Here is a 13,332-nt window from a genome sequence, read left to right as displayed (position 1 = left end):
GTTGTGCTGACTGACTTCTGCCGCTCAGACGGTCAGGCGCGCGGCCTCTTCCTCGAGGGTCTCCTCCAGCGCGACGCCCTCGACGCTGTCCAGCGCCATCTGCTCCATGACCAGGCGGTCGGGCTTCCCGTTGGCGTTGAGCGGGAACCGGTCGAGCACCTGCACGCGGTTCGGCCACTCGTAGGCCGGGAGCACCTTGCAGAGCAGCTCGCGCCAGAACCGCGGTGCGCGCTTGAGCGAGTCCTCCACGAAGAACACCAGCTGACAGCCGCGACGGGCGTCGGGAACGGAGACGACCTTGGCCGAACAGCCCTTCTCGGCCACCGTGCGCTCGATGATCTCCGGGTAGAGCGTGTACCCCATGCGGGTCACGGCGAACTTCCTGCCGAACACCGACAGGTTGCCGTGCTCGTCCAGGCTGCCGAAGTCGCCGGTCTGGTACCACGTCTCCTTGTGCGGGATGAGCGTGCCGTCCTCGGCGAGGTAGCCCTCCATCACGTCCGGGGTGTAGACGAGCACCTCGCCGATCTCGCCGGCGGGCACCTCGTTGCCGTCGTCGTCGACGACCTTGAGCGCCAGGCCGTCCATGGCCTTGCCGCAGACGAAGGGGTTCTCGATCGTGGCGAACGAGACGTTGCCCATCTCGGTGCTGCCGTAGCTGTCGAGCAACGGCTTGCCGAACCTCGCGACGTAGTCCTGGCTCAGCGAGGGGTCGAGCGGCGCGGCACCGCTGCAGAACATGCGCACCGTGATGAGGTTGAGCCCGGCGTCCTGGCGCTTCTCGACGATGTTGAGCATGCTGCGGTACGTCGAGGGGGTGGCGTCCACGACGGTGACCCCGGTCTGGCCGGCCATCACCAGCGAGCGGTCGATCCGGCGGTAGGGCGCGATCACGAGGGAGCAGCGCTCCTGCCACGCGATCAGCACCATGGACAGGCCGTACTGGTGCGAGAACGGCAGCAACGGCATCAGCACGTCACCCTCGCGGTGCCCGACCTGGACCGCGTTGCGGCGGAGGTTCTCGAGGAACTTGCCGCCGGACTTCACGATCCCCTTGGCGGTGCCGGTCGAGCCGGACGACCACATCAGCAGCCCGTCCGGGCGCTCGCACCACTCGGTGAAGTCGAGCTTGTCGCGCAACGGGATGCGGCTGGCGGCGGCCACCAGCAGCTCGTAGACGTAGATCTTGGCCTGGTCGTGCCCCAGAGGCGCGTCCTCGTCGACGATGCACATCTTGACGCCCGCCTGGTCGGCGATCCGCCGCGTCTGCTCGGCGCGCTGCTGGCTGTCGACCATCACGATGGACGCGCCGGTGTGCATCAGCGCGAGCAGGGTGATGACCCAGCCGGCCGAGTTGCCCGCCTTCAGCATCACGCGGCAGCCGTGGCCGATGCCGTTCTCACCCAGCACGTCGGCCACGCGCAGAGCGTTCTGTTCGATCTCGGAATAGGTCTGCACAGAGTCGGACGAGAAGAGTTTCGCTGTCATCAGCGCCACTCCTCCTTCCTCTTGCTCGACGGGCTGCGGAGAAGCGCGAGTTCTTCTTCCGTTGGAGAACACGCCGCTTGGCAGCAAAGATTTGGTTCTGAAGCACTGCGGTCCCGCGAGCTGAACATCCGCGCCGCTGGATCCTTATCGAAACAATAGTATTGTTCCCGGTACGACAGGGGAACCCCTACCCAATATGGGTAAACCCCTAGAGAAGACCCCTAGGACGCGCCATAAATGTGGCGGGCGCGTCCACCAGTCGATCCAGGAGAAGATCGGTCACGCGGTCCTGGTGGGTGCTCAGGTAGAAATGCCCACCGGGGTACACCTGGAGTTCGAACGCACTGGTGGTGTGTTCCGACCAGGCCCTGGCCTCTTCGATCGTGGCCTTGGGGTCGCTGTCGCCGACCAGCACGCTCACCGGGCACAACACCTTCGCACCGGGGCTGCAGCGGTACGTCTCCACAGCTTTGTAGTCGGCCCTCACGACCGGTATGACCAGGCGCAACAGGTCTTCGTTGCCGAGCAGCCGGGAGTCGGTGCCGCTCAGCGTCTGCAGCTCCTCGACGATCGCGTTGTCGTCCCGCAGGTGCACCTGGTCGTCGCGGTACCGCGACGGGGCGCGCCGGCCGGAGGCGAACAGGGCGACCGGGGGACGTCCTTGCTGCTCAAGCCTGCGCGCCACCTCGAAGGCGACCGTGGAGCCCATGCTGTGCCCGAAGAGCGCGAGCGGTTTTTCGTCGGACCACGGCAGGAGCGCCTCGACGATGAGATCTGCCAATTCTGTGACGGATTCGACGCACGGCTCGTTCCGGCGGTCCTGGCGGCCCGGGTATTGGACCGCCAGCACCTCCACCTCGGGCGTCAACGATTCCGACACCGGGTAGTAGAAGCTCGCCGATCCTCCCGCGTGCGGCAGGCACACCAACCGGACATTCGCATCCGGGCTGGGGTGAAATCGACGGATCCACTGGGAGGTGTCCACAGCTGCTGCCGGTAGCATGGCAGATTGTTCCTCTCGAGACGTCACCGGGAGTGCGCATACCTCCAGGCACAACGCAGGGTGTCAGTAAATTGAAAGATCTATTTCCCGTCACGCGCCACGGATTGTGAAATTCGTCATCGCCGTTGCTCGGACAACCACGTGTGCACGGCCGCCGCGGTGGTGGCCGAGTGCTCGCCCATCATCGAGAAGTGCGTGCCCGGGGTGTCCAGGACGGCGTGCTCGAAGTCCCAGCTGGACCGCCAGTCGCTGCCGGGCTCGGTGCCGGGCAGCGGTTCCGAGGCCCGCACCAGGAGCGTCGGCGTGCTGATGGCCGTCGGCCGCCAGCCCGCGTAGATCCGGCAGTACGCGCCCATCGCGGTCAGTCGCTGGTCGTCGAGCACCTCGGCCTCGCCGGGTGCGGGGATTCCTCCTTCTGCGGCGTCTTCGCCCCCGACGAACTCGGGGTGCACGCGGGCCAGGGACTCCCGGTCGTGCCGGAAGATGTCCATCAGCACGAGTGCGTCGGCGGGCTTGCCGATGCTCTCCAGGTGCGCGGCCACGCCGTGCGCCAGCGTGCCGCCCGAGGAGTGGCCGACGAGCACGAACGGCTCGCCCTCCGCCTGCTCGAGCACGGCCTCGGCCTGCGCCCGGACGATCGCGTCGATGGACGCGGGCACCAGCTCCCCCGCGAGGAAGCCGGGAGTCGAGACCACCGAGACGTCCCGCTCGTCGCGCAGCGCGTGCGCGAACCGGGCGTAGACCTGGGGGCCGGAGTTGGCGAGGATCGGCGGGAAGCAGATCAGGCCGGGCTTGCCCTCGCCCTTCGCCATCTTGATGCGGTGCAACGGCTCCGGCAGGTCCTCGGGGCCGGCGAACGACGGCCGGAACGCCGACATCGCCATCAGCAGACCCATGAAGTCCTCGCCGCGACCGGTCTCGCCGGCCTGCCTGGACAGCAGGCCGAGAGTGCCGAGCTGGGCGGCGGCAGCGGCGTTGGTGGCGGGCACCCCGATCTCACGGGTGAGGTGCTCGGCGACCAGCGCGGGCGTCGGGTGGTCGAACAGCAGGGTCGGCGGCAACCGCAGCCCGGTGACCTCGTTCAGCACGTTGCGCAGCTCGACCGAGGTGAGCGAGTCGAAGCCCAGCTCCAGGAACTGCTGGTCCGGCTCGACCTTCCTCGTGCCGTAGCCCAGCACGGCGGCGGTGTGCGTGAGGACCGCGTCCAGCACCGCCGTCGCCCGGTCCTCGGTGGACAGACTGCGCAGGTCGAGCTTGGCGCTCGCCACGGCCGCGCGCTTCGTCGTGGTGCGGACCAGGCCGCGCAGCAGGGCGGGCAGTCCCGCACCGGCGCCGCGCAGACCGGCGGTGTCGAGCTTCATCGGCACGACCACCGCCTCCGGGCCGCGCACCGCGCGGTCGAACAGCGCCAGGCCCTCGGCCTCCCCGAGTGCCGCCACCCCGGAGCGCTGGAGGCGGCCCTGGTCGGCGGTCATGCCGCCGAGGTCGTCCCACAGGCCCCAGGCCAGCGACAGACCCGCCTGACCACGTGCCCGGCGCTGCTGCGCGACGGCGTCGAGGTAGGCGTTGGCGGCCGCGTAGTTGCCCTGGCCGGGCGTGCCGAACGTGCCCGCGGCCGAGGAGAACACCACGAACGCGTCCAGGTCGCCCGCGAGCTCGTGCAGGTTGCGCACGGCGTCGACCTTGGGACGCAGGACCTGGTCGATCTGGTCGGCGGTCATCTTGCCGATGGTGGCGTCGGCCAGCACACCGGCGGTGTGCACGACGGCGCGCACCGGGTGGTCGGCCAGCAGCGCGGCGACCGCGGCACGGTCGGCCACGTCGCACGCCACGATCTCGACGCCGGCGCCCAGCTCGGTCAGCTCGGTCCGCAGTTCTTCGGCACCGGGCGCGTCCGCGCCACGCCTGCTGGCCAGCACCAGGTTCCGCACGCCGTGCTCGGTGACGAGGTGGCGGGCGAACACCGCGCCGAGGCCACCGGAGGCACCGGTGATCAGCACGGGTCCGGTGCCGAGGCCCGCCTGGTCGTCCACTTCGGACACCGTGCGGGTGAGCCGGGGCGCGAAGGCCTGGCCGTCGCGGACCGCGACGTCCGGCTCGTCCGCGCCGAGCACGAGCTCCGCGCCCTCGGCCAGGTCCACCAGCACGAACCGGCCCGGGTACTCGGCCTGAGCGGACTTGACCAGACCGCGCACGGCGGCGCCGGCCAGGTCCGTCACGTCGTCGCCGGGCTTGACCGCGACCGCGCCGCGCGTCACGAACGCCACCAGGGCGTCGGAGTCGGCGTGCTCCCGCACCTTCGCGAGCGCGGTGTGCACGGCCTCGGACACCGTGCCGCCGATCTCGACCACCTCGACCTCGGTGGCAGCGGCCGGGACCGGCACCCACTCGACGTGGAAGAGCGAGTCGGTGGCGACAGGGGCGAGTGCGAGCGGGCGCAGCACCAGCGAGTCGACGGACGCGACCGGCGCACCGGTCGTGTCGGCGACCAGCAGCGACACCGCGTCCTGGCCGGCACCGGCCATCCGCACCCGCAGCTCGCGTGCGCCGACCGCGTGCAGGCGGACGCCGGTGAACGAGAACGGCAGGCGCGCGCCGTCGACGAAGTCGCCGGCCTTGATGGTGTGCAGGGCGGCGTCGAGCAACGCCGGGTGCACGCCGAACGCGGTGGTGTCGGCGTCCACGGCGACCTCGGCGAACACCTCGTCGCCGCGTCGCCAGGCGGACTTCAGGCCCTGGAACACCAGGCCGTACTCGAGGCCCAGCGCGGCGAAGTCGTCGTAGATCCCGTCCACGGACACCTCTTCGGCACCGGCGGGCGGCCAGGCGGTGAGGTCCTCGCGGGCCTCGTCGGTCGCCTTGGCCAGGACGCCGGTCGCGTGGCGGGTCCACGGGCCGTCCTCGGCGGTCCGCGAGTAGACGGTCACCGCACGGCGGTCGTCCTCCTCCTCGCCGACCATGACCCGCAGCGCCACGCCGCGGTGCCCGGAGAGCACCAGCGGCGCTTCGAGGGTCAGTTCCTCCAGCACGTCACCGGCACCGGCCTGCAACGCCATCTCGACGAACGCCGTGCCGGGCAGCAGCACCACGCCGCCGACGGCGTGGTCGGCGAGCCACGGGTGGGTGTGCAGGCCGATCCGGCCGCTGAACAGCAATGCAGCGGAGTCCGGCAGCGAGACCTCGGCGCCGAGCAGCGGGTGGTTGCCCGCCCCCAGGCCGAGTCCGGCCGCGGTGCCGTCGTCGGCGCCCGCCGGGGCCTCCAGCCAGTACCGCTCGCGCTGGAACGCGTACGTCGGCAGGCCGGTCACGCTCGCACCGGCGAAGAACGCGGCCCAGTCGATCCGGACGCCACGGGTGTGCAGCGCCGCGACCGCGGTGGTGAGGCCGAGGACCTCGGACCGGTCCTTGCGCAGGGCCGGGATCACCGGCGCGTCGGCCATGGCGGCCAGCACGCCGTCCGGGCCCAGCTCCAGGAACGTCCGCACACCCTCGTCGCCGAGGGTCTGCATCGCGTCGGCGAAGCGAACCGTGCCACGCACGTGCCGCACCCAGTACTCCGGGTCCGTCACCTCGCCCAGCATGGAGATCTTGGGCTCGTTGAACGTCAGTTCCGAGACCACCGCGCGGAAGTCGTCGAGCATCGGGTCCATGAGCGGCGAGTGGAACGCGTGCGAGACGTTGAGGCGCTTGGACTTGCGGTCCGGGAACTGCGCGACGACCTGCTCGACGGCGGCCTCGTCACCGGCGACGACAACGGCGTTCGGCCCGTTGATCGCGGCCAGTGAGACCACATCGGACAGATGAAGCGTGACCTCGTCCTCGGTGGCCTGCAACGCGACCATCGCACCACCCTCGGGCAGCGCCTGCATCAGACGGGCCCGAGCGTTGACCAGCGTGGCCGCGTCCTCCAGCGACAGGACACCGGAGACGTGGGCGGCCGCGATCTCACCGATGGAGTGGCCGGTGAGGAAGTCCGGACGGATGCCCCACGACTCGACCAGGCGGTACAGCGCCACTTCCAGGGCGAAGATCGCGGGCTGGGTGAACTCGGTGCGGTCGAGTTCCTCGTCCCGCACGTCGACCAACGCGGCGACCTCGTCGAACGCCTTGGCGTAAGCGGGGAACGCCTCGTACAGCTCGCGCCCCATGCCGGCCCGCTGGCTGCCCTGACCGGTGAACAGGAACGCCAACCGGCCACCGACCGCAGTCGCGGACGCCGGGTTCTCCAGTGCTGCCAGCAGTTCGGCGCGGTCACTCGCGACGACGGCGGCGCGGTGGTCGAGCAGCGACCGGGTCGTGGCGAGCGAGAAGGCCACGTCGGCCGGGTTCGCGTCGGGGTGGGCGGTCAGGTGGTCGCGGAGCTTGCCGGCCTGGGCCGCGAGCGCCTCGGGGGTCTTGCCGGACAGCACGAACGGCAGCGTCGTCCACTCCCCCGGCTCCTCGGCGACCTCGGGGGCCTGCTCCAGCACGACGTGCGCGTTGGTGCCGCTGATGCCGAACGAGGACACCGCCGAGCGGCGGGTGCGGCCCGTCTCGGGCCACGGGGTCGTCTCGGTCACGAGCGAGACCGCGCCGGACGTCCAGTCGATGTGCGGGGACGGCGCGTCGACGTGCAGCGTCTTCGGCAGCACGCCGTGCCGCATGGCCATGACCATCTTGATGACGCCCGCGACACCGGCGGCGGCCTGGGTGTGGCCCAGGTTGGACTTGACCGCGCCGAGCAGCACCGGCGTGGACCGGTTCTGGCCGTAGGTCTCCAGGATGGCCTGGGCCTCGATCGGGTCGCCGAGCTTGGTACCGGTGCCGTGCGCCTCGACCGCGTCGACGTCCGAAGTGGACAGACCGGCGTTCGCCAGCGCCTGGCGGATCACCCGCTGCTGCGAGGGACCGTTGGGAGCGGTGAGGCCGTTGGAGGCGCCGTCCTGGTTGACCGCCGTGCCCTTGAGGACGGCGAGCACCGGGTGGCCGTGGCGGCGGGCGTCGGACAGGCGCTCGATGACGAGCATGCCCGCGCCCTCGCCCCAGCTCGACCCGTCGGCGGCGGCCGCGAACGGCTTGCAGCGCGAGTCGGGCGCCATCGCGCCCTGGGTGCTGAATTCGACGAACACGCCGGGCGTGGCCATCACCGTGACGCCACCGGCCAGGGCCAGGTCGCACTCGCCGCTGCGCAGGGCCTGCGCCGCGAGGTGCAGCGCGACCAGAGAGGAGGAGCACGCGGTGTCGACGGTGACCGCCGGGCCTTCGAGCCCGAGGGTGTAGGCGATCCGGCCGGAGGCGACGCTGCCCGCGGTGCCGGTGCCGAAGTAGCCGCCGACCTCGGCCGGCAGCGCGGCGAGCTGCGTGCCGTAGTCGTGGTACATCATGCCGGCGAACACGCCGGTCAGGCTGCCGCGCAACGACGACGGGTCGATGCCCGCCCGTTCCACGGCCTCCCAGGAGGTCTCCATCAGCAGGCGCTGCTGGGGGTCCATGGCGAGGGCTTCGCGCGGGTTGATGCCGAAGAACGCCGGGTCGAACTCGCTGGCGTCGTAGATGAACCCGCCCTCGGCGGCGTTCGAGGCCTCGGTGAGGTAGTCGATGTTCCAGCCGCGGTCCGGCGGGAACCCGCCGATCGCGTCACCGCCGCCCGCGAGCAGTTCCCACAGGTCCTCGGGAGTCTTGACGCCGCCGGGGAACCGGCAGGCCATCGCGACGATGGCGATCTGGTCGTCGTCGGCGGAGGTCGCCGCCTTGACGACGGCCGCTCCCCCGCCCGCGCCGACGATCTTGTCGCGCAGGTGCTCGGCGAGCACGTCCGCGGTCGGGTAGTCGAAGACCAGGGTGGCGGGCAGCTTGAGGCCGGTGGCGGCGTTGATCCGGTTGCGCAGCTCGACGGCCGTCAGCGAGTCGAAACCCAGCTCCCGGAACGCCTTCGACGAGTCGAGCGACTCCGTCGAGGAGAACCCGAGCACCGCGGAGACGTGCGTGCCGATCAGCGTGACGAGGGTCCGGATCTGCTCGTTCTGCGGCAGCGCGGACAGCTGCTGGGCCAGTGACGACGCGGCGGCCTGGTCGGCCGCGGAGGCGGTCCGTCGGCCCGGCGCACGGGTGAAGCCGCGCAGCAGGGGCGGCACCGAGGCACCCGCGCCGCGCAGTCCGGCGGTGTCCAGGTGCATCGGCACGAGGACCGGCTCGGTGGCGGCCAGGGTCGCGTCGAACAGGGCCAGACCCTCCGAAGAGGACAGACCGGCGCCCACGCGGCCGCGGTCGGTGTCGGCCATCTCGCCGGTCATCTCGCTGGCCTGCTCCCACAGGCCCCAGGCCAGGGACAGCGCGGGCAGACCGGCGTCCCTGCGCTGGACGGCGACCGCGTCCAGGAAGGCGTTGGCGGCGGCGTAGTTCGCCTGGCCCGCGTTGCCGAACGTGCCGGCCGCGGAGGAGAACAGGACGAACGCGTCCAGCTCGCCGGTCAGCTCGTGCAGGTTCAGCACCGCGTCGACCTTGGGCCGCAGCACCAGGTCGAGGCGCTCCTGGGTGAGCGCGGTCAGCACGCCGTCGTCGAGGACACCGGCGGTGTGCACGACGGCGGTCACCGGGTGCTCGGCCAGCAGTGCGGCCAGCGCGTCGCGGTCGGCGGCGTCGCAGGCCGCGATCGTGACCTGTGCGCCGAGCCCGGCGAGCTCGTCGCGCAGGTCGGTGGCGCCGGGGGCGTCGAGGCCGCGCCTGCTGGTCAGCACCAGGTCCCGCACGCCGTGCGCGGTGACGAGGTGGCGGGCCAGCAACGCGCCCAGCACGCCGGTGGCGCCGGTGACGAGCACCTTGCCGTCCGGGCGGAACGCCGGTTCGTCCGAAGTGGACACCGCGGCACGGGTCAGCCGGGGAACGCGGACGACGCCCTCGCGGATCGCCAGCTCGGGTTCGCCGGTGGCGATGGCGGCGGCCAGCACGGCCGTCGACGCGGGGGTGCCGTCGGTGTCGACGAGGACGAAGCGGTCCGGGTTCTCGGTCTGGGCGGAGCGGATCAGGCCCCACACGGCGGCACCGGACAGGTCGGTGATCTCGCCGACCGGAACCGCGCCGGAGGTGAGGAAGACCAGGCGGGACTCGCCGTTGAGCGAGGCCTGCGCACGTTCCAAGCCGGAGTGGACGGCCGCGCGGACGCTGTCAGCGCTCTGTGCGGAGGCTTCGAGGGTGACCACCTCGACGTCGGGCACGTCGGCGAGCACGCTCTGGTCGGCGTCGACCGGCAGGACCTGCCAGTCGACCCGGAACAGCGACCTACCCGTCCCGGTGGTGGCCTGCTGCTGCGAGATGGGCCGCAGCACCAGTTCGTCGGCCGAGGCGACCGGCTGACCGGTCTCGTCGGCGACGGTGATCGCCACCGAACCCGAGCCGACAGAGGAGATCTTCACCCGGAGCGCGGCGGCGCCGGCGGCATCCAGCCGGACCCCGGTCCAGGAGAACGGCAGCCACGGCGTGGTGGTGACGTCCAGGAACTTGCCGAGGCCGACAGCGTGCAGCGCGGCGTCCAGCAGCGCGGGGTGCAGGCCGAAGCCCGCCACCTTCACGCTCTCGGGCAGCGCGACCTCGGCGTACACGTCGTCGCCGCTGCTCCACGCGGCACGCACGCCGCGGAACGCCGGGCCGTAGCCCAGGCCGATGGCGGCGAGACCGTCGTAGAGGCCGGAGACGTCGATGGCCTCGGCACCGGAGGGCGGCCACTCGGTGAGGCCCGCGGCGGGTGCGCCGCCGTCGGCGACCAGGGTGCCGGTGGCGTGGCGGGTCCACGGTTCGTCGTCGTCCGCGTGCTCGACGCGGGAGAACACCGAGACGGCGCGCACGCCGGTCTCGTCGGCCTCGTCGAGCGCCACGCGGATCACGACGGCCTCGTGCTCGCCGAGCACCAGCGGGGCTTCCAGGGTGAGCTCGTCCATCACGCCGCAGCCGACCTGGTCGCCGGCGCGGATGGCGAGCTCGACGAACGCGGTGCCGGGCAGCAGGACCGCGTCGTTGACGCGGTGGTCGGTGAGCCACGGGTGGGTGCGCTGGGAGAGGCGGCCGGTGAACAGGTAGCCGCCGGACTCCGGCAGCGTGACGGCGGCGCCGAGCAGCGCGTGGTCGGTGACCGCGAGGCCGACCGACGCCACGTCGCCGTAGCCGGAGCCGCCGGTGTCGAGCCAGAACGACTGGCGCTGGAACGCGTAGGTGGGCAGCTCGACCGCGCGGGCGCCGTGCCCGGCGAACACCGCCTCCCAGTCGAGGGGCAGGCCGCGGACGTGGGCCTGGGCCAGCGAGGTCAGCAGCCGGGGCAGGCCGCCCTCGTCGCGGCGCAGCGAGCCGAGCACGACGGCCTCGGTGCCCGTGTCGTCGACGATGTCCTGCACGGACATGGTGAGCACCGGGTGCGGGCTCATCTCCAGGAAGAACCGGTGGCCCTTCTCGACCAGCAGCCGCACGCCCTGCTCGAACTCGACGGTCTCGCGCAGGTTCGTGTACCAGTACTCGGCGTCGAGCGCGGTGCCTTCGACCGGCAGGCCGGTGACGGTGGAGTAGAACGGGATCTCGGCCTTGACGGGCTTGACCGGGGCGAGGAGCTTCGCCAGCTCGTCGCGGATGATCTCGACGTGCGCGGAGTGCGAGGCGTAGTCCACCGCGATGCGGCGGGCGCGGACCTCGTCGGCTTCGCAGGAGGCCAGCAGCTCGTCCAACGCGGCGTTGTCGCCGGACACCACGGTGGCGCGCGGGCCGTTGACCGTGGCGACGGAGAGCTTGCCCTCCCAGCGGGTCAGGCGTTCGCGGACCTGAGCGACCGGCAGCGAGACCGACACCATGCCACCGAGCCCGGACAACGCGCCGAGCGCCTGGCTGCGCAACGCGACCACGCGAGCCGCGTCGTCCAACGTCAGCGCTCCGGCGACGCACGCGGCGGCGATCTCACCCTGCGAGCTGCCGACGACGGCGGCGGGCGTGACGCCCAGCGAACGCCAGACCTGGGCCAGCGACACCATCACGGCCCACAGCGCGGGCTGCACGACGTCGACGCGGTCGAAGCCCGGCGCGCCGGGAGCCTCGCGCAGCACGTCGATCAGCGACCAGTCCACGTAGGACGACAGCGCCTGCTCGCACTCGGCCATCCGGGTGCGGAACACCTCGTTGGTGTCCAACAGGTCCAGCGCCATGCCGACCCACTGCGAACCCTGACCGGGGAACACGAACGCGACCTTGCCGCGCACGTCCGCGACGCCCTCGACGACGTCGGCCGTGACCTCGGAGTCGATCAGCGCGTCCAGCGCGAAGTCAGATTTCTGAGTACCGAGCAGCACCGCGCGGTGCGGGAAGCGGGAGCGGGTGGTGGCGAGCGAGTAGCCGATGTCGGCGGCGGACGCGTCCGTGGCGGTCAGGTGCTCGCGCAGCTGGGCGGCCTGGGCGCGCAGCGCGGTCTCGCCGTGGGCGGACAGCACCCAGGGCAGCACCTGCTCGACGCCGGCAGGCCGGGAGTCCTCTTCGGACTCCGGGGCCTGCTCGATGATCGTGTGGGCGTTGGTGCCGCTGAACCCGAACGACGACACGGCGGCACGGCGCGGTTCGCCGGTCTCCGGCCAGGCGCGCTGCTCGGTCAGCAGCTCGACCGCGCCCACCGACCAGTCGATGTGCGGGGACGGCTCGTCCACGTGCAGGGTCTTCGGCATCACGCCGTGGCGGATCGCCATGACCATCTTGATGATGCCCGCGACGCCGGCGGCGGCCTGGGTGTGGCCGATGTTCGACTTGATCGACCCGAGCCGCAGCGGTTCCGCGCGGTCCTGGCCGTAGGTGCCGAGCAGCGCTTGGGCCTCGATCGGGTCGCCGAGCCTGGTGCCGGTGCCGTGCGCCTCCACCAGGTCGACCTGGCGGGTCGACAGGCCGGCGTCGGTCAGCGCCTGCGTGATGACGCGGCGCTGCGAGGCTCCGTTGGGCGCGGTGAGGCCGTTCGAGGCGCCGTCCTGGTTGATCGCGCTGCCGCGGATGACCGCGAGCACGTTGTGGCCCAGGCGTTGCGCGTCGGACAGCCGCTCCACGAGCAGCATGCCGACGCCCTCGCCCCAGCCGGTGCCGTCGGCCGACGCCGCGAACGCCTTGCAGCGGCCGTCGGACGCGAGCCCCTTCTGACGGGAGAACTCGAGGAACGTGCCGGGCGTGGCCATCACCGTGACGCCACCGGCGAGCGCGAGCGTGCACTCGCCCTTGCGCAGCGCCTGGATCGCCCAGTGCAGCGCGACGAGCGACGACGAGCACGCGGTGTCGATCGTGACGGCCGGGCCCTCCAGGCCGAGCGTGTACGCGACCCGGCCGGAGACGACGCTGCCGGACGTGCCGGTGCTCAGGTAGCCGCCGACCTCCTCGGGCACCTCGGTCAGCCCGGTCGCGTAGTCGTGGTACATCACGCCGGCGTAGACACCGGTCTTGCTGCCCTTGACCGCGGCCGGGTCGATCCCCGCGCGTTCGAACGCCTCCCAGGACGCCTCCAGCAGCAGCCGCTGCTGCGGGTCCATCGCCAGCGCCTCGCGGGGAGAGATCCCGAAGAACGCCGGGTCGAACTCGCTGGCGTCGTAGAGGAACCCGCCCTTCGCGACGTAGCTCTGGCCGGTCGCCTCGGGGTCGTCGCCGAACAGGCCGTCGATGTCCCAGCCGCGGTCGGTCGGCAGCGGCGCGATCGCGTCGCGCTCACCGGCGACCAGGTCCCACAGGTCCTCCGGGCTGCTGACCCCGCCGGGGTAGCGGCAGGCCATGCCGATGACGGCGATGGGCTCCCGGTCCGCGTCCTCGACCTCCTTGAGGCGCCGCTTGACCTGGCGCAGATCCGCCGTGGCGCGCTTGAGGTA

The 13,332-nt window shown here is 71.8% G+C and carries 2 protein-coding genes and 1 pseudogene; all 3 read right to left on the bottom strand.

From position 1 onward, the window contains the following. Positions 1-24: 24 nt before the first annotated feature. Entirely contained in the window at positions 25-1,488 is a 1,464-nt protein-coding gene (locus tag ACFWNN_RS28810; RefSeq protein WP_382443062.1) for a class I adenylate-forming enzyme family protein, read from the bottom strand. A 208-nt stretch (positions 1,489-1,696) separates the two neighbouring features. After that, positions 1,697-2,491, bottom strand: a complete 795-nt coding sequence (locus tag ACFWNN_RS28805) for a thioesterase II family protein (protein WP_382443061.1) — start codon at positions 2,489-2,491, stop codon at positions 1,697-1,699. A gap of 116 nt (positions 2,492-2,607) precedes the next feature. Continuing rightward, positions 2,608-13,329, bottom strand: a pseudogene (locus ACFWNN_RS28800) (SDR family NAD(P)-dependent oxidoreductase); the annotation flags it as partial. Between the last annotated feature and the right edge of the window lie 3 nt (positions 13,330-13,332).

This window comes from Lentzea sp. NPDC058450, assembly GCF_042721395.1.
GTDB lineage: Bacteria > Actinomycetota > Actinomycetes > Mycobacteriales > Pseudonocardiaceae > Lentzea.
This window is presented reverse-complemented; position numbering and strand designations above follow the sequence as displayed.